Annotated in this window: 16 protein-coding genes; 6 read left to right on the forward strand and 10 right to left on the reverse strand. The window is 63.1% G+C overall.

Going from position 1 to position 16,973, the window contains the following annotated elements:
• Positions 1-24: 24 nt before the first annotated feature.
• The gene (locus tag HY852_RS08590; RefSeq protein WP_291604016.1) at positions 25-813 is read left to right on the forward strand and encodes an enoyl-CoA hydratase-related protein; all 789 of its coding nucleotides are present in this window, start codon (positions 25-27) and stop codon (positions 811-813) included.
• Between the two features lie 2 nt (positions 814-815).
• On the opposite strand, the gene HY852_RS08595 is transcribed toward HY852_RS08590, so the two are convergent.
• From HY852_RS08595 to HY852_RS08625, 7 genes are all read right to left on the reverse strand, one after another.
• Complete coding sequence (locus HY852_RS08595) at positions 816-1,607, reverse strand: ABC transporter ATP-binding protein (RefSeq protein ID WP_291604017.1); 792 nt, start codon at positions 1,605-1,607, stop codon at positions 816-818.
• 61 nt (positions 1,608-1,668) lie between these two features.
• On the reverse strand, positions 1,669-2,895 hold the full coding sequence (locus HY852_RS08600) for an ABC transporter substrate-binding protein (RefSeq protein ID WP_291604018.1): 1,227 nt from the start codon (positions 2,893-2,895) through the stop codon (positions 1,669-1,671).
• A gap of 51 nt (positions 2,896-2,946) precedes the next feature.
• On the reverse strand, positions 2,947-3,993 hold the full coding sequence (locus HY852_RS08605) for a branched-chain amino acid ABC transporter permease (protein WP_291604019.1): 1,047 nt from the start codon (positions 3,991-3,993) through the stop codon (positions 2,947-2,949).
• Positions 3,994-3,996: 3 nt separating this feature from the next.
• Entirely contained in the window at positions 3,997-4,884 is an 888-nt protein-coding gene (locus tag HY852_RS08610) for a branched-chain amino acid ABC transporter permease (protein WP_291604020.1), read from the reverse strand.
• Positions 4,881-6,812 carry a long-chain fatty acid--CoA ligase gene (locus HY852_RS08615; protein WP_291604021.1) on the reverse strand — a complete coding sequence of 644 codons (1,932 nt, stop codon included), beginning with the start codon at positions 6,810-6,812 and terminating at the stop codon, positions 4,881-4,883. The genes HY852_RS08610 and HY852_RS08615 overlap by 4 nt, the downstream gene beginning before the upstream one ends.
• On the reverse strand, positions 6,809-7,618 hold the full coding sequence (locus tag HY852_RS08620; protein ID WP_291604023.1) for an ABC transporter ATP-binding protein: 810 nt from the start codon (positions 7,616-7,618) through the stop codon (positions 6,809-6,811). The genes HY852_RS08615 and HY852_RS08620 overlap by 4 nt, the downstream gene beginning before the upstream one ends.
• A 43-nt stretch (positions 7,619-7,661) precedes the next feature.
• Complete coding sequence (locus HY852_RS08625; RefSeq protein ID WP_291604024.1) at positions 7,662-8,819, reverse strand: acyl-CoA dehydrogenase family protein; 1,158 nt, start codon at positions 8,817-8,819, stop codon at positions 7,662-7,664.
• Between the two features lie 213 nt (positions 8,820-9,032).
• On the opposite strand from HY852_RS08625, the gene HY852_RS08630 reads away from it, so the two are divergent.
• From HY852_RS08630 to HY852_RS08650, 5 genes are all read left to right on the forward strand, one after another.
• Positions 9,033-10,217: a lipid-transfer protein gene (locus HY852_RS08630; protein WP_291604025.1), complete on the forward strand. Its 1,185-nt coding sequence runs from the start codon at positions 9,033-9,035 to the stop codon at positions 10,215-10,217.
• A 22-nt stretch (positions 10,218-10,239) separates the two neighbouring features.
• Entirely contained in the window at positions 10,240-10,938 is a 699-nt protein-coding gene (locus HY852_RS08635) for a TetR/AcrR family transcriptional regulator (protein ID WP_291604026.1), read from the forward strand.
• A 120-nt stretch (positions 10,939-11,058) separates the two neighbouring features.
• Positions 11,059-12,570, forward strand: coding sequence for an AMP-binding protein (locus HY852_RS08640; protein ID WP_291604027.1), 1,512 nt, complete (start codon positions 11,059-11,061; stop codon positions 12,568-12,570).
• A 287-nt stretch (positions 12,571-12,857) separates the two neighbouring features.
• On the forward strand, positions 12,858-13,649 hold the full coding sequence (locus HY852_RS08645) for an enoyl-CoA hydratase (protein ID WP_291604028.1): 792 nt from the start codon (positions 12,858-12,860) through the stop codon (positions 13,647-13,649).
• A gap of 306 nt (positions 13,650-13,955) precedes the next feature.
• Positions 13,956-14,306, forward strand: a complete 351-nt coding sequence (locus HY852_RS08650; RefSeq protein WP_291604029.1) for a helix-turn-helix transcriptional regulator — start codon at positions 13,956-13,958, stop codon at positions 14,304-14,306.
• A 41-nt stretch (positions 14,307-14,347) separates the two neighbouring features.
• Here the strand turns inward: HY852_RS08650 and selD are convergent, their stop codons facing one another.
• From selD to HY852_RS08665, 3 genes are read right to left on the reverse strand one after another with little or no spacing between them, the layout of a single operon-like run.
• Positions 14,348-15,397 carry a selenide, water dikinase SelD gene (gene selD / locus HY852_RS08655; RefSeq protein WP_291604030.1) on the reverse strand — a complete coding sequence of 350 codons (1,050 nt, stop codon included), beginning with the start codon at positions 15,395-15,397 and terminating at the stop codon, positions 14,348-14,350.
• On the reverse strand, positions 15,394-16,572 hold the full coding sequence (locus HY852_RS08660) for a cysteine desulfurase family protein (RefSeq protein ID WP_291604031.1): 1,179 nt from the start codon (positions 16,570-16,572) through the stop codon (positions 15,394-15,396). Before HY852_RS08660 ends, selD begins: the two co-directional genes overlap by 4 nt.
• 10 nt (positions 16,573-16,582) lie before the next feature.
• The gene (locus HY852_RS08665) at positions 16,583-16,819 is read right to left on the reverse strand and encodes a sulfurtransferase TusA family protein (RefSeq protein WP_291604032.1); all 237 of its coding nucleotides are present in this window, start codon (positions 16,817-16,819) and stop codon (positions 16,583-16,585) included.
• Positions 16,820-16,973 lie beyond the last annotated feature (154 nt).

The raw sequence follows: 16,973 nt of genomic DNA on the forward strand, positions 1-16,973 counted from the left end.
TCAAATCGAGCACAGGAGGGGCAGATGGGGGAGACGAGCGTCATTGTGGAGGTACGCGGTGGTGCCGTTTGGGCGACACTCAACCGACCGGCAGCGTTGAATTCGATAACGCCCGAGATCGTCGACGGTCTGCATGCGGCGCTTGACCGTGCCGAGAACGATGCGAGCATCGTCGCGGTCGTAATTGCGGGGAATGGTCGCGCCTTCTGCGCGGGAGCCGATCTCAAATACGTTCGCGAGCAGTGCGGCGGCGACGAAGCGGCGATGTCGAGATTCCTGGACTCGGTTCTCGGATTGCTGCGACGCATCGAATCATTTCCGCGTCCGGTAATCGCCGCGGTACAGGGCCTTGCGCTGGCTGGCGGCCTCGAGATCGTCCTGTGCTGTGATCTCGTCATTGCGTCGCGATCGGCGAAGCTGGGCGATGCGCATGCCAATTTCGGCCTCCTGCCAGGCGGCGGCGGCTCTGTACGCCTGCCGCGCAAGATCGGCCCGACGCGTGCGAAATACCTGCTCTACACGGGCGAGTTCCTGCCTGCCGAGGAACTTGCTGCATGGGGGCTCATCAATCAGGTCGTCGCGGATTCGGAGCTGAGCGATGCGGTCGAACGGCTCGTCGGCAGGTTGGCAGAAAAGAGTTCGCTGGTATTGCGGCGAATGAAGGCGCTCGTCGACGACGGGCTGGAGCAACCGCTCGAGGTGGCGCTCCGGCAGGAGCTGGTGGCCAGTGCCGTGCACGGATACAGCCATGACATGCGCGAGGGGCTCGCTGCCTTCGACGAGAAGCGCAAACCGCGCTTTCTCGGGCGGTAACGTCAGCCGAGCCAGCGTTTGCGCCGGCGGTAGTGCTTGACGTCACGATAACTCTTGCGTTCGCCCTCGAGATTCAGGCCGAGGTAGAACTCGCGCACGTCCTCGTTGGCCGCCAGCTCGCTCGCGTTGCCTTCAAGAACGATGCGGCCGCTCTCCATCACGTAGCCGTAGTCGGCAATTTCGAGCGCAACGCGGGTGTTCTGCTCGACGATCAGCAGAGCAATGCCCTCGGCGCGCACGGCATTAAGCACCGCAAAGACTTCCTCGATCATTAAAGGCGCGAGGCCGAGGGAGGGCTCGTCGATCATGATCAGCTTCGGCGCTGCCATCATCGCACGGCCGATCACCACCATCTGCTGCTCTCCGCCGGAAAGATAGCCCGTGGTCCGATCGCGTAATTGGGCCAGTCGTTCGATCCGGGAATAGACCTCGTCGAGGCGGCGGCGCAGGGCTAGGCCGGAACGCTCCATATGACCGCCGACAACGAGGTTCTGCTCGACCGTGAGGTGACGCAGCACGCGCCGCCCTTCCATGACGTGGACAATCCCGCGGCGAACGATGGCTGTTGGATCCAGTCCGTCGATGCGGTCGCCGTGATATTTGATCGCGCCCTGGGTGACGCGGCCGTCCTCGGTCGACAGCATGTTGGAAACCGCCTTCAGTGTCGTCGACTTCCCGGCGCCGTTGGCACCGAGGAGTGCGACGCATCCGCCGGCCGGCACGCGCAAGGTCACGCCTTTCACAGCCAGAATGACGTCGCTGTAGAGGACTTCCACATTCATCAGTTCGAGCACGGCCGATCTCCCAGGTAGCAAAGTCCCCGCCCGGCGCTAGAGCGCACGGGCGGTTCGGCGATCACCACTTGCCGATCGTGGGCACCGGCGCCTTGTCGGCGACGATAGTGTACTTTCCGTCCTTCACTGTCGCGATATTGACCGTGAGCCCGCTCAGCGGGAAGGGTGCCTCGTTGGTGTAGGTCAGGTTCGGAAGGATCCCGAACGTCTGCTCACTCGTGATCGGCGTCGAGAGCATGGTGTTGCGCACCGCCTCGCCGGTGACCTTGTCGGCGCCGTTCTTCTTTGCGGTGGCCTCGATTGCGCGAAGCGCGACCATGGTCTGATTAAGCCCCATGACGGTCGCGACGGTCCAGTTGATCTGCGCCTTGTATTTCGATACGAGCATCTGCTCGAAATCATGCGGGGCAGTCTTCCCCTCGGTCGGCACCGCCATCCCGTAGACCTCGAAGTCGCCTTCCAGTTCCTTCAGTCCGCCGATCGCCTTGCCCGACGCGATCAGGCCGTTGTGGGAGCTCATCATGATCGGCACGTCGGTCCGTCCCAGCGCCTGCAGCGCGCGCTTGGTCGCGACGACGGCGGCCGTGTTGGTCTGGATATGGATGAGCTGCGCGCCTTTGCGCAGCACACGCTGGACCTGCGTCGTCAGATCCGTCGGCTGCACCTCGGTGTAGATGATCTCGACGATCTCGGCCTTGTCGGGATGGTCCTTGGCGTATTTGTCCGCGCCCTTGTGGATGTCCACATAGGCCGGAGAGGCTTCCGACGAAATGATCGCGACCTTGAGCGGAGCAGTGACCTTGCGAGCATTGCGGAACCACTCGTAGAAGGCGCCGGCCTCGTGCCCGTAGGTGGGACGCGGATTGAAAATCCAGGGATCCGGCTTCCAGGCGAAGCCGTAGCCGGCGGTTGCCATGATCATGGGCACCTTGTCCGTCGGCAGGCGGCCCTGCAGTGCCGCGACGTCCGGTCCGCCCGTGCCGAGCGTAACGATCGGGTTGAGTTCGGCCTTGATGCCCGGCCACAGGCTCGCGATCTGCGCAGCGTCGTAGCGGCCGTCGTAATCCTTGATGACCACGCGCACGCCCAGCCCTTTGCCGACCTGGTCGTTCCACCAGTCGACCACCGCGTGCCGTGCGCCCACCATGTCCTTCATGATGTCGGCGTAGGGGCCGGTGAAATCCGCGATCGAGGCAATGTTGTAGGTCGATTCCGCCCACGCATTACCGCCTGCGAAAAGTCCGAGGCCCACGCCCGCGAGCGCTCCTGCCAAAGTCCGCTTTCTCATTTTGATCTCCTCTCCTTCGCACGCGGGTGCGCCGCGTTCGCCATGTCCGTCTCAATAGGGGAACGGCCACATTCGATACGATTGCTTCATGATGTTCCACCGGTGCATCAGCCCGCGCGGTTCAAAGATCAGGAACGCGGCGATAACACCGCCGAGAAAGACGTTCATCACCGAGTAAACGATGTCGCCCCCGAGTGACGGAATGTAGGACACGAGCGATGGTCCGAGCGTGACGAAGGTCTCCTGCATCGCCTTGATGATGAAGACGCCGATCAGTGCGCCGGTGATCGATCCCATGCCGCCGACGATGACCATGGCGATGAACCAGATCGAGTGGAACAGGGTGAACTGGTCGACCGCCACGAAGCGGACGAAATAGGCCCACATCGCCCCGCCGATCCCCGCGTAGAAGGCGCCGATGAGAAAAGCCGTCGCCTTGGTGCGCACCACGTTGATGCCCATCATGCCTGCGGCCACATCGTCGTCGCGCACCGCGATGAAAGCGCGCCCATGGCGCCCGCGCACGATGCCGAAGGCGCCGCAGACCATCACGGTGGTAAGAGTCAGACACAGGTAGTAGAGGGATCGGTCGCTCGATAGCTCGAAGCCGAACAGGCTCGCAGGAGCGAGCGTCACGCCGTTCGACCCGCCGAACCATGGCAGGTTGAGGATCGAAAAATGGAACAGGGACTGTGCCGCGATGGTGGTCAGGGCGAGATAGAAGCCCTTGATGCGCACCGCCGAGAGCCCGAAGGCAAAGCCGAACGCGGCTGCGGCCAAGCCGCCAAGCGGAATCGTCAGCCAGAATGGCAGGGCCCATCCTGCGGCGAGCGCGCCGGCGACGTAGGCGCCGACCCCCATGAAGGCGGCCTGGCCGAGGTTGATCTGCCCGGCGTAGCCGGTGTTGATCTGAAGGCCAACGGCGACGACAGCCGATATCAGCATGACCGTTAGAATCGCCAACAGGCGAGGGCCGATGAGCCAAGGCAGGGCGATCAGCAGCAGCGCGAACAGGGCCAGCGCCAGCCATTGCTTGCGCGTGCGGATCAGAGCTGCATCGGCTTCGAAACTGGTAGCGAAGACACCGGCTGGATCCATCGGTCACACCCTCTGGATGATCTTCCAGCCGAACATACCAGTCGGCCGGATGAACAGGATTGCGAGCATTATCAGGAAGGGGAAGACGGAGCCGACGGCGCCGCCGACGACCGGATCGACATAGGCGGTCACGAGTCCCTGTATCGTGCCGACGATCAGTCCGGCCAGCAGAACGCCGGCGATCGACTCGAAGCCGGCGAGCAACGCCACCGGCAGGGCAGACAGGCCAATGTCAGAGGCGAGAAAGCTGAGCGACTTGCCGGAAAGATAGATGACGGCACCGATTGTCGAGAGCGCCGAGCCCAGCGCCCAGGCGAAGGCGATCGAGCGTTTGACCGAAATGCCCATGGAGAGCGCCACCTCGTGGTCCTCGGCGACCGCCGTCATGCGAAGGCCCGTGCGCGTGCGGTTGAAGAACCAGGAGAGACCGAATCCAACGACGATCGTGATCAGCCCGCCAAACAACAGTGAGCGCGGGATGAGTATGTCGCCGAAGATGATCGGCTTGAGCGGAAAGACGATGGGGAAGGGGCGTACGGCTGGCCCGAACAGCACGAGAATGAGGCCGCGGATCAGTATCAGCAGGCCGATCGTCACCATGACCATGGCGAATACGGACTCGCCGGCGAGGCGCGAGAAGAAGATGCGTTCGATGGCCAACCCGAACAGGATCGCGGCAGCGAAGGCGAGCGGCAGGCCGATCGACAGAGGCAGCCCTACCTGTGCGATCATCCACCACACCATGAACCCGCCGAAGACGACCAGTTCGCCTTGCGCCATGTTGAACACCTTCGACGCGCGATAAATGACCACAAACCCCATTGCGACCAGGGCGTACAACAGGCCGACGAGGGCGCCATTGATTAGATAATTGAGGAAATCGAAGATCATGCGTCCGTCCTCGCGACGTCGTGGATCAGTACCGTGGCGGCGAGCCTGCCGCGGCGGCCATCCTGGTATGTGACGGGAATGTCGAGCGTAGCGCTCGATGCGCTGGCATAGAGTGCGTCGATCAGCTTCGCGTAGCGGTCCTGCAGAAACTCCCGCCGTAGCTTGCGGGTCCGGGTCAGTTCGCCTTCATCCGGATCGAGCTCCTTGGGGAAATTGGCGAAGCGGCGTACGAAAGCATGCTCGGGCAGAAACTGGTTCACGTGCGCCACCTCCTGGCGGATCAGAGCAGCGACCTCGGGTTTTTGCGATAGATCGGTGAAGGTGGAGAAGCCGATCGCGCGATCCTCCGCCCACCGCGAAACGACACTCATGTCGATATTTACGAGCGCGCCGATATAGTCGCGTGCCTCGTCGCCGAGTATCATGACGTCCTTGATGAACGGACTGAAGCGCAGGCGGGTCTCGATGAACTGCGGCGGAAAGGGTACGCCGGAGCGCAGCTTGCGCATGTCGTCCACGCGCTCGAGGAAGACGAGTTCTCCAGCAGCGGACAGTGACACGGCGTCGCCGGTACGATACCAGTCGTCGTCGAGGCGCTCCGCCGTCTTGTCCGGCTTGTTGTAATAGCCTTTGAAGAACGAGCCGCCGCGGACCAGGAGTTCGCCTTCGGGCGAGATCTTCCATTCGAGTGGCGCGCCGGCCTCGGGATGGGCCGTGAGCCAGCGGCCGACGGTTTCCAGGTCGTAGCGTTCGCCCTGGTGGATGGAGAGGATGCCGATTTCCGTCGCTCCGTACACGTTGCGAAGCGGGACGCCCATGGCGTGGAAAAGTCGGAACACGTCGGGCGCCATGGTCGATCCTCCGCACAGCGCGACCTTGACGCGGGTGAGCCCGAGCTTGTCGCGTAGCGGCTTCAAAACCAGCATATCGGCCAGTGGGAGCAGGAAGCTGGCGGCGAGCGAAACTGGCTTGCCGTCGAGCCGCGCGACGCGAACGTCGTGGCCGACCTTCATGCCCCAGCGATAGAACCAGCGGCGGACGGGACCCGCGTCGAGCATGCGCGCCTGCACTGTCGACGCCAGGCTCTCCCATTGACGCGGGGCAAACACCATCGCCTCGACGGCGATCTCGCGCAGATTTTCCAGCACCTGCTCAGGTGATTCCGGGAAGTTGACGACGAGCGGCAAGGTGAGCCCGATCGTGACGCCGAACAATTGCTCGGTAATCCAGGCCGGCGCAATATAGGTCAGGTAGTCCATGCCCGGCACAATGCCGGTTCCGCCGACGATGCGGTGTGCGCTGTCTATGAGATAGCGGTGCGTGATGATCACGCCCTTTGGGCGTCCGGTCGTGCCGGACGTGTACGACAACACTGCTATATCGTCGGGCCTGCCCGCTTCCACCATCTGTGCGAACCGGTCAGGCTGCTCGGCCAGACGCTGGCGGCCGATCTTCTCCAGCGCCTCCAGCGTCATGAGCGAGGACTGCCGGTAGGACCACATGCCCGTGTCGTCCCAGTAGATCAAACGCCGCAGCGTCGGAACGCGATCGAGAACGGCCAGTCCCTTGTCGATCTGCTCCTGGTCCTGGCCGACGAAATAGACGGCGCCGCTGTCCAGCAGCAGATATTCGATCTCGTCGGGAGTCAGGTCCGGATACAGCGAGACGATCTTCCCGCCGGCTGCCAGCGCCGCGAGTTCTATCCAGAAGTTCTCCGGCTCGTTCTCGCCGATGATCGCGAGCGTTTCTCCGGGCAAAAAGCCGAGCGCGTCCAGGCCGAGCGCATAGGCGCGCACGTGGTCCATGACGTCGCGATAGGTGAATTCCCGCCATATGCCGCGATATTTGTGGCGGGCGACGAGCCGGTCCGGCTCCGCCGCGGCGCGATCGAGAAGAATCTGCGGCAGGGTGCGCATGGTCAGGGTCATATGCCGCGCTCGCCGAGATAGGCCTTGAGAACGGCAGGATTTCGCTGGATGGCGGAAGGTGAGCCATCGGCGATTTGCTTGCCGAAATCGAGGACGTAGATACGGTCGGCGAGATCCATGACCACGCCCATGTCGTGCTCGACGAGGACGATCGGAATTCCCCGAGCTTCGCGCACGTCGAGAATGAAGCGCGCGAGGTCTTCCTTTTCCTCCGTGTTCATGCCGGCCATTGGCTCGTCCATCAGCAGGAGCTTCGGTTCCTGCGCGAGTGCGCGGCCGAGATCGACGCGTTTGCGCAAGCCGTAGCCCAGCGTGCCGACGGGCCGGTGACGGATCGACTCGATCTCGAGAAGTTCGATGATCTCCTCCGCTACCTCGCGATGGCGCGTCTCTTCGCGTTCGGCCCAGCCGACATGCAGGAACGATTGGAGGATGGAACTGTGCATGTGGATGTGCCGGCCCACCATAATGTTCTCGATGACGGAAAGGCTCGGGAACGCGTGCGTGCCCTGGAAGGTGCGTGCGAGTCCCGCGCGCGCGATCGCGTCCTCCCGGCGTCCCGTCATGTCCTCGCCGCAGAAGAGAATGCGCCCGCGCTGCGGCCGGTAAAAGCCACCAAGACAGTTCATCAGCGAAGTCTTGCCGGCACCATTGGGGCCGATGATCGCAACGAGCTCGTTCTGCCGAATTTCGATCGTGACGTTGTTGAGCGCAACAATGCCGCCGAAAGACAAATGCAGGCCTTCCGCGACGAGCGCCGGCAAGACGGCGTCGGCCTTTGATTGCGTGGGGATGGCGGTGGTCATTGGCGGGATTGATTTGCCATCGAGTCAAACCTTTGTGGATTGCTCAGAGATTGCGGGAAATGATGAGCTTCTGGATATCGCTCGTGCCTTCGTAAATCTTGCACACTCGTACGTCGCGGCAGTAGCGCTCCGCCGGGAAGCTGCGCAGATACCCGTAGCCCCCATGAACCTGCAGCCCGTCGGAGCAGACGCGTTCGGCCATTTCGCTTGCGAAAAGCTTTGCGATCGCCGCTTCCCGCGCGCAGGGCACACCAGCCTCCAGCAGGCGTGCGGCGTGCATGTAGTACTGCCGGGCAATGTCCACCTGTGTTGCCATCTCGGCGAGGCGGAACGCGATCGCCTGCTTTTCGAAGATCGGTTTGCCGCCGACTTCACGCTCATGCGCATATTTGATTGCGGCATCCAGGGCGGCCTGGGCGACGCCAACGGCTTGAGCGGCGATGGCGATCCGCCCGTCGGACAGGCCGGACAGGGTGATCGCATATCCTCCGCCGACCTCGCCGAGCACGTCGCCCGCGCGGGCTCGAAATCCATCGAGATGAATCTGTGCGGTGTGAGCGGTGCGCTGGCCGTGCTTGTCCTCTATGGCGGAGACGACGTAGCCGTCGGCGGGCAGTTCGACGACAAAGGTCGTGAAGCCTTTCTTGCCGGCTGACATATCGGTGCGCGCGATAATGTTGGCGATACCCGCCTCGCTGCCGTTCGAGATGAACTGCTTCGTTCCGTTGATCACGAACCCGTCGCCGTCCTTCTTTGCGAAGGTGCGGAGCCCGGCCGTGTCGGAGCCCGCCTGCGGTTCGGTGATCAGAAAGGCGCCAATCTTTTCTCCGCTCGCCATTTTCGGCAAGAGGCGTCTCTTCTGCTCGGTCGAGCCGTGGTGAACGATGGGAAGGGCCCCGCCGAGATTGTGAACGTGAACGATTGTGCCGACGCCCGCGTCAGCCGCCGCTATCTCCTCGATTGCCAGGCAATAGCCGAGAAAGTCCGTTTCCGAGCCGCCGTATTCCTGCGGAATGGTCATTCCCATGAAGCCGTGCTCGGCAAGCGCAGCGAGCTCGGCACGGGGCCATGCGCCTGTGCGGTCGCGCTCGGCCGCGGTCGGCGCGATGACGTCGCGTGCCAGCCTGCGCGCGGTGTCGCGGATCATTCTCTGTTGCTCGGTCAGGAAGACAGAAGTGGAATCGACCTTGCTGAGATCCATCTATCGGACTTTCGAGTAGTTCCAAGGCGTCCATGATCGGAGGGGCAATGCCGCCTCGTCAAGCGTGTACGGCGAATTGACACGCTAATCTACCCGAGAGTAGCTTACTTGCGTCCAGACGTTCTTTCGCAACTGCAACATTGATGCGCTCTTCGCTCGCAGGAGCCTGCTGCAGGCGCGCCGCCCTTGTCGACAGCGGAGACGGAGAAGACCATGGCCAGAAGCGTAGTGGTTGGCGGCGTCGGAATGGTGCCGTTTCGCAAGCCCGGCGACAGCAAGGCCTACTACGAGATGGGCGCGGATGCGGCACGCATGGCATTGGCCGATGCCAGGATCGATTATTCCGCGGTACGGCAGGCCTATGTCGGTTACGTCTACGGGGATTCGACGTCGGGTCAGCGCGCCCTCTACGAAGTCGGAATGACGGGCGTGCCCATCGTCAACGTCAACAACAATTGCTCCTCGGGATCGACCGCGCTCTTTCTCGCGCGGCAGGCGGTGGAGTCCGGCATGGTCGACTGCGCCATTGCCGTCGGCTTCGAACAGATGCAGCCCGGCGCGCTCGGCGAGGTATGGACAGACCGTCCGTCGAGCCTGGGCCGTTTCAACGCCGCAACCGACGATTGGGCTGGCCATTCGGAGATTCCGCTCACGCTGCGCTTCTTCGGGGGTGCCGGCGCCGAATATCTCGATCGCTACGGCGCGAAAGTCGACTTGTTCGCGAAGGTGAAGGCCAAGGCCAGCCGCCACGCCGCGGCGAACCCGCTCGCGCTGCTGCGGAACGTGGTCACGGCCGAGGAGGTTCTGGAATCCAAGCCGATCTGGCCGGGCGTGCTGACACGCCTGATGGCCTGCCCGCCCACGTGCGGCGGGGCGGCGGCGGTTGTCATGTCGGAGGAATTCGCGCGAAGGAACGGCGTCGACACGCAGGTCCGTATCAAGGGACAGACGATGATGACGGACCTGCCCGGCACGTTCGGCCACCGGTCAATGATCGACCTCGTCGGCTCCGAGATGGCGCGCGCCGCTGCCGAGCAACTCTACAGCGAGACCGGGACGGCGCCGGAAGACGTCGATGTGTGCGAACTGCACGACTGTTTTGCGCAAAATGAAGTTTTCACTTACGAGGCGCTCGGCTTTTGCAAGGAGGGCGAAGCGACCGCCTTCGTCGACAAGGGCGACAACACTTTTGGCGGGCAGGTGGTCACCAATCCTTCCGGCGGACTGTTGTCGAAGGGCCACCCGCTTGGCGCGACCGGGCTCGCGCAGTGCTACGAATTGACACAGCAATTGCGCGGAGCCGCGGATAGTCGCCAGGTAGAAGGCGCGCGTTTGGCTCTCCAGCACAATCTCGGGATCGGCGGCGCAGTGGTCTGCACGATGTACGAGAAGCATTGACGCTTCCGTCGGCGCGGTTCGAATGCGGAAGAAAAAGACGATCGCGGCGCCGAAGAGGCGCTGGGGCGGAGAGGTATTTCTCGACGACGCGGCGGCGGGCAAGCGCCACGCCATCATGCGCGCGGCAGCCCGCCTGTTCCGCGAGCGCGGCTACGAGAGGACGCGGTTGACCGACATTGCGGATGCACTCAACGTCTCGAAACCTTCGCTTTACTACCACTTGGGTGACAAGGAAGGCATTCTGATTGCCATCCAGCAGTTCGGCCTTGATCAGATGCTGGACGGGTTCGACCTCCTGGTCGATCGCGGCGCGACCGGCGCCGAACTCCTGCGAATCCTCCTAACTCGCTATGGCGAGTGGACGACGACCGAATTCGGCGTCTGTGTCATCACCTCTTTCAATATCAAGATTTCGCCGCGTGGCGCGAAAAGCCTCCACTCCGCCCGCCGCCTGCTCGAACGCAAGGTGCGAGCGCTCATCGAGCGCGGAGTCGCCGACCGATCGATCAGGCCGTGCAACCCGGCGCTTGCCGCCACGGCCTTGTTCGGATGCCTGAACTGGATGGCCTTCTGGTACGACCGGTCGCGCGCCAGACGTTCGGCGGCCGAGATCAGTGCGCAGTTCGTTGACTACTTTCTGTCCGGGCTCAACGGCCAGGAAACCCAGAGAACGCGTGAACCGGGTTTGCACAATGAGCGGAAGGTCCGGCAGCGTGAATAAGGGCGTGCGGCTATCGTAGGGCGCACATTCCGCAGTCGGCCCTTGATTGACAGCCGATCGTCCCTCGAACTACCCTTCGGTAGAAAATGGGATTGCGCCTGGGCGCGACGGGAGGACGACGTGGGGTTGCGCGATTTTTCCTTGGCGGACGTCATCGCGCGCAATGCGAGATTGTTTCCAGACCGAGCGGCGGTAGTGATCGGCGACAGGCGCGTCAGCAACGCTGCTTATCGCGACCGCGTCGTGCGCCTGGCCGCAGGGCTGGCACGGGCCGGCGTCAGCGCCGGCGACCGCGTGGCGATGCTGTCGCACAACAATCTCGAATTCGTTGACGTCTATGGGGCAATGGCTTGGCTCGGCGCCATCCTGGTTCCGATCAACTGGCGGCTGAGCGCCGACGAAATCGCCTACATCGTCTCGGACGCGGCGCCCAAGGCTGTGATCGCCGATCAGGCGCACCAAGAGGCGCTAATCGCCGCCTGTTCCGAGATCGCGAGCATTCAGCTTTGGATCGGCGTCGGCGGCGCGATCGCGCCCTACCGGCCGATCGAGGAGATTTGTGGCGACGGAGAGACAGTGCCGCCGGCGGTTGCAGCAAGTGCGCCGTTCGTCATGTTTCACACTGCCGCGGTCAGCGGCCAGCCGCGCGGGGCGCTGCTGACGCAGTCGGGCCTGATCGCCAGCAGCGTGCAGATGATCAACTGCTGGTCGTTGACCGAGCGCGATACCGCACTGTGCGTGCTGCCGTTGTTTCACCTTGCCGGTCTGACGCTGCTGCTGGGCTGTCAGCACGCCGGTGGAACGGCCGTCATATTGCCGCGGTTCGACGCCGCCGAAGCGGTGCGCGCCGTCAGGGCCGAAAAGGTCACGGTGCTCAGCGAGTTCGCGCCGATCCTCGGCTCGATGCTCGACGCAACGAAACATCCGGGCGATCTCGCGAGCCTGCGCGTCGTCACCGGTCTCGACACGCCTGAGACGATCGCGCGTTTCGAGAGGGCGTGTCCGGATGCGCGCTTCTGGGTGGCTTTTGGCCAGTCGGAGACGTCCGGGCTGGTCACGGCCGCGCCGTTCCGCGACCGCCCGGGATCGGCAGGCAGGCCAATGTTTCTTTCACAGGTCGCCGTCGTCGACGATCTCGATCGGCCGGTGCCGGCGGGTGAGACTGGCGAAATCGTGGTGCGCGGTCCGGGCGTATTCGAAGGGTACTGGAATTGCCCGGAGGACACCAAGGCAACATTCCGCAACGGCTGGCATCACACCGGAGACAACGGCGCCTTCGACGCCGATGGCTACCTTTTCTACAAAGGCCGCACCCCGGCCAAGGAGTTGATCAAGCCCGGCGGCGAGAACGTCTATCCGGCCGAAGTGGAAGCGGCGCTGCTTGGCCATCCGGCGTTACTCGAAGCTGTCGTCTTCGGCGTGCCGGACGCTGAATGGGGCGAGGCGGTGAAGGCCGTCTGCGCCCTGAAGCCGGGAGCATCGGCCACACCGAAGGAGATCGTGGACTTCGTCGCTGGCCGCATCGCCCGCTACAAGCGGCCGAAGCATATCCTGCTGACCGAGAGCCTGCCGAAGACCGCCGCCGGGGCGATCGATCGCACGCGCGCGAAGGAAACCTTCCGCGATGGGTGAGCCTGGTGCGACTCGCGACGTTTCAGCGCGCTCGGTCATGCGCGCGCAGGGCGCACGTTGCGGTTCGGCGGCGTCACGGCCCTTTCCGATGTCGCGAAGCACGGCAAGTACATGCCGGCGAGGCCCGAATGGTTTCCCATCCCAACGGACGTGACAAAATGGTGATCCAAGACGGCGGGATGCTTTAGCCTCCCGCCGCCTTCGGGCTTGCGAGGACAACGGACGTGAACGTCGCTCAGTATTTGAGCGCGGCCATGCACGAGCTATTTCGATATTGGAGACAGTCGATGCCAACGCCAGCGAACGAACTCGTGACCCGCGAAGACAAAGATGCGATCTGCCGTCTTAGCCTCAATCGTCCGGAGCAGGGCAACAGCCTTTCGGTCTCGACGATCGATGCGCTGCACAAGCACCTAGTTGATCTCAGGGCGGAGACGGGCATCGCGGTTATCGTGCTGGCGGGCGTCGGCAAGAAGATCTTTTGCGCCGGCCACGATCTGAAGGAATTCCAGGCTAACGACGGCCCGGAATTCTCGGCCTCCGTCGCCTCGCGCTGCTCGGCGATGATGCAGGCCTTCCGCGACCAGCCGCAGATCATCATCGCGAAGGTCGAAGGCGTCGCCTCCGCCGCCGGATGCCAGCTCGTCGCCAGCGCAGACCTTGCCGTGGCGGAGAGCGGGGCGCGTTTCGCAACCCCGGGCGTGAACATCGGCCTGTGGTGCTGGACCCCGATGGTCGCCTTGGGACGGAACGTGCTTCCCAAGCACGCCATGCAGATGCTGACGACCGGCCGCCTCCACGACGCTGAGTTCGCGATGCGCGCCGGACTTGTCAACGCGGTCGTTGCGCCGGAAGAGCTCGACACGGCGGTGCAGAATCTCGCCGAGGAGATCGCTTCAAAATCCACCTACACGCTGGCGCTCGGCAAGCAGGCCTTCTACCGGCAAATTCAGATGTCGATTTCCGACGCCTATGAGTACGCCGGCCAGCTCACCGCGCGGAACATGGCGCATCCCGATGCGAAAGAAGGAATCCGGGCATTCGTCGAGAAGCGAAAGCCGATCTGGCGCGGACGTTGAGAAGACCACCATCTTGATCACTGCTGGCAGTGCAACGCCCGGTGAGCTCCGCCTCGTTACAAGTCAGTCAATATTTGCAGCGTATAATCGGGCGCGGAGACGGCTTGGCGTCTCGCTCCGGCGATGGGACGAACAGGCGCGGGAAAGCGACCACATGGGCCGCGACCACCCAAAATGCGCACGATGAAAGGAGTGCGTCTCACTGGCGCCGGATCATCGGAAGGATCGGGTGCTACTCTACCCTTTACTGGCGACCGGGAGAGCATTAGTAATTATTCAAATATCTGAATTTGAAAGGAAAATCGGATGGCCCAGCCAAAGTCCAAGGTTGCCGACACGTCATGGAATCTCGGCAAGATGGCTGGCAACGCTCATCTTGCGAGCGAGTTCCTCAAGGCGCTCGCGCACGAGTCCCGGCTTCTCATCCTGTGTCTTCTGATTGATGGAGAGAAGACGGTCGGGGAACTTGAGGAGCTGCTGGACCAGCGACAATCCACCGTATCGCAACAGCTCGCGCGGTTGCGGCTCGATGGGCTGGTATCTGCGCGCCGCGAAGGGACGACGATATTCTATCGTCTCGCCGATGATAGGGTTCAGGTCGTGCTCGACGCGCTCTACAAGGCTTTTTGCGGTGGCCGCAGTTCCGGACGACGCTAATGTGGCGCCGGCTGTTTGGCGAAACACTTTATTGAGCGGTCCTAGAACTCGACTTTGACCGCAGGCTGCCCAGCCTCCACGCGGCCGATGATGCGCGCCGACGGATACCCTTCTCCTTGAATCATCCGCAGGATGTTTTGCGCCTGCGCTGCTTCGCATGAAACCAACAACCCGCCGGAGGTTTGCGGATCGGTGAGGAGGTGCCGCTGCCAGTCCGCGCAATGAGCCGGCAAGGTGACACTCGTGCCATAGCTGGCCCAGTTGCGGTTCGAGGCGCCGGTGACGCATCCCTCCTGGGCGAGCCGGGCCGCCTCCTTCAGGAAGGGCAGAGCCTTCATGTCGAGGGCGAGAATGGCATTCGATCCTCGCGCCATCTCGAGCCCGTGCCCGAGCAGGCCGAAGCCGGTCACGTCGGTCATGGCGTGCACGGAACTGTTTTCCGCGAGTTTCGCGCCGATCTTGTTGAGGAGCGTCGTCGTTGCGATCATGTCGGCATAGCCGCCTTCGGGCAGCTTGTCCTTCTTGATCGCAGCCGAGTAGATACCGACCCCGAGAGGTTTGGTCAGAATCACGGCGTCGCCGGGCTTGGCGTCGGCATTGCGGCGAATGTTCTTGGCTCGGCCGGTGCCAACCACCGCGAGCCCGTAGACCGGTTCGGGGCAGTCGATCGAATGCCCGCCCGCGACAGGGATGCCTGCGAGGGCGCAAACGTCGCGTCCGCCTTGAAGGATCAGTCGCACAAGCTCGGGGGCGATCTTGTCGACCGGCATGCCGAGAATGGCGAGCGCCATGATCGGCGTTCCTCCCATGGCGTAAATGTCGGAGATTGCGTTGGTCGCGGCAATGCGGCCGAAATCGTAAGGATCGTCGACCATCGGCATAAAGAAGTCGGTGGTTGCGATGATGCAGGTGCCGTCATCCTGCTTCCAGACGGCGGCATCGTCGCCGGTCTCGATGCCGACAATAAGCTGCTTGTATGGATTGATGGTCAGTTGCCCGGACAACAGTTGCTGAAGCACCGAAGGCGCAAGCTTGCAGCCGCAGCCGCCGCCATGGGCAAGACTTGTCAGACGGATCTGGGGGACATTCATGGATGTGCTCCGCGAATAGCAGGATCAGAGTTGCGGCCGGACTGTGGATGTAATCCTCGCCATGCCGCGGCGAGCGCGCTCGCGGCGACTTCGATGTCGTTCATCGTGGTGCGGCGGCCAACCGAAAGACGAACCGCGCCGAGCGCCATCTCGGGATCCAGTCCGATGCCGGTCAGTATCGCGGAAGCCTGCTCTTGATCCGCGTGGCAGGCTGAGCCGTTCGATGCCATGACCTCGGGGCACAGCTCCAGCAGCCGCCGTCCCGACACGCCCGGGAACAGGACATTCAGCGTGTTGGGCAGGCGGAATTCGCGATGTCCGGTCAAGACGATGTCAGGGATTTCGGTTTCCAGCCGATGCAGCAGCGTATCCGTCAAATGCCTTTGCCGCGCGCTCTCCTCATCGAGCTTCAGGGCGGCTATCTTGCACGCCGAACCAAGCGCCACGATGTAGGGCACATTTTCGGTGCCCGGCCGGCGACCGTGCTCCTGACCGGCTCCGACCAGAACGGATGGGATATCCAGCCCGCGACGGATGAAGACTGCGCCGACGCCCTTCGGCGCGTACAACTTGTGACCGGCAATGGACATCAGATCGACACCGAGCGCCCTCACGTCGACGGCAATCTTCCCGACGGATTGAGCGGCGTCGGCATGCATGAGCGCTCCATGCCGGCGCGCGATTGCCGAGATGCCCGCAATCGGCTGCAGCGTGCCGATCTCGTTCTGGGCGTGGATCACGGTGACGAGGGCTGTCGCTTCGCCCACACATTCACGAAAGGAAGCGGGTTCGACCAAACCGTCCGCGTTGGCTTGGACGCGATGGACTGAAAATCCCTCGCGCGCCAATATCTCGCAGCAGGCGTCGGTCGCCGGATGTTCGATGTTGGTGGTGACGATGTCGCGGCGCAGCCCGCCCGATCCCGCACCGCCGCGAATGGCGATGTTGCTCGCCTCGGTACCTCCGCTAGTGAAGACGATTTCGTCGGCGAATGCGCTAATCAAATCCGCAACCTGCCCGCGGGCTGTCTCTATTGCCTCGCGAGCCCGACGGCCCAGCGAATAGGTCGAGGACGGGTTGCCGAACTCGGACCGCAGATACGGCAGCATTGCATCCAGCACCTGCGGATCGACCGGTGTCGTCGCGTTATGGTCGAGATACACGGGAGGCATCATGCTGTGCCGTTCAATGAAGCTTGACGATCTTGAAGACGTAGAGATCTTGCCGGCGGCCCTGCTCGGAAAGCAGGTGTCCTGTCTGGTTCACGAAATGCGGCACGTCGATCACGGTGAGGGGGTCTGTGCATTCCATGACGAGCGTTGAGCCGACCGCGAGATCTCGTAAGGCCTTCTTGGCGCGCAGCACCGGATGCGGACAGCGCAAGCCGCGGAGATCCAGAATTCGTTCGTCCTGGTGATTCATTCTGTCATCTGCGATTTCTTACCGTCCGACCCAGGTTCCATTCCTGCGTGATGCGCGCCAAAGAAGCACACGCCGAGCCGGCGCGTTACGGCCTTGCCAAGCCGCAAGCTGCGCGGTCTGCCACGCCTGCACTTCCGAATTCGACGGGTGCGAC

Origin of the sequence: Bradyrhizobium sp. (genome assembly GCF_016213215.1) — a bacterium.
Taxonomy (GTDB): domain Bacteria; phylum Pseudomonadota; class Alphaproteobacteria; order Rhizobiales; family Xanthobacteraceae; genus Bradyrhizobium.

Bases quoted from the DNA above. Each gene is read 5' to 3' on its own strand.
- HY852_RS08590 (WP_291604016.1), top strand. From the start codon at position 25: ATGGGGGAGACGAGCGTCATTGTGGAGGTACGCGGTGGTGCCGTTTGG.
- HY852_RS08600 (WP_291604018.1), bottom strand. From the start codon at position 2,895: ATGAGAAAGCGGACTTTGGCAGGAGCGCTCGCGGGCGTGGGCCTCGGA.
- HY852_RS08605 (WP_291604019.1), bottom strand. From the start codon at position 3,993: ATGGATCCAGCCGGTGTCTTCGCTACCAGTTTCGAAGCCGATGCAGCT.
- HY852_RS08610 (WP_291604020.1), bottom strand. From the start codon at position 4,884: ATGATCTTCGATTTCCTCAATTATCTAATCAATGGCGCCCTCGTCGGC.
- HY852_RS08615 (WP_291604021.1), bottom strand. From the start codon at position 6,812: ATGACCCTGACCATGCGCACCCTGCCGCAGATTCTTCTCGATCGCGCC.
- HY852_RS08620 (WP_291604023.1), bottom strand. From the start codon at position 7,618: ATGACCACCGCCATCCCCACGCAATCAAAGGCCGACGCCGTCTTGCCG.
- HY852_RS08625 (WP_291604024.1), bottom strand. From the start codon at position 8,819: ATGGATCTCAGCAAGGTCGATTCCACTTCTGTCTTCCTGACCGAGCAA.
- HY852_RS08630 (WP_291604025.1), top strand. From the start codon at position 9,033: ATGGCCAGAAGCGTAGTGGTTGGCGGCGTCGGAATGGTGCCGTTTCGC.
- HY852_RS08635 (WP_291604026.1), top strand. From the start codon at position 10,240: ATGCGGAAGAAAAAGACGATCGCGGCGCCGAAGAGGCGCTGGGGCGGA.
- HY852_RS08645 (WP_291604028.1), top strand. From the start codon at position 12,858: ATGCCAACGCCAGCGAACGAACTCGTGACCCGCGAAGACAAAGATGCG.
- HY852_RS08650 (WP_291604029.1), top strand. From the start codon at position 13,956: ATGGCCCAGCCAAAGTCCAAGGTTGCCGACACGTCATGGAATCTCGGC.
- selD (WP_291604030.1), bottom strand. From the start codon at position 15,397: ATGAATGTCCCCCAGATCCGTCTGACAAGTCTTGCCCATGGCGGCGGC.
- HY852_RS08660 (WP_291604031.1), bottom strand. From the start codon at position 16,572: ATGATGCCTCCCGTGTATCTCGACCATAACGCGACGACACCGGTCGAT.
- HY852_RS08665 (WP_291604032.1), bottom strand. From the start codon at position 16,819: ATGAATCACCAGGACGAACGAATTCTGGATCTCCGCGGCTTGCGCTGT.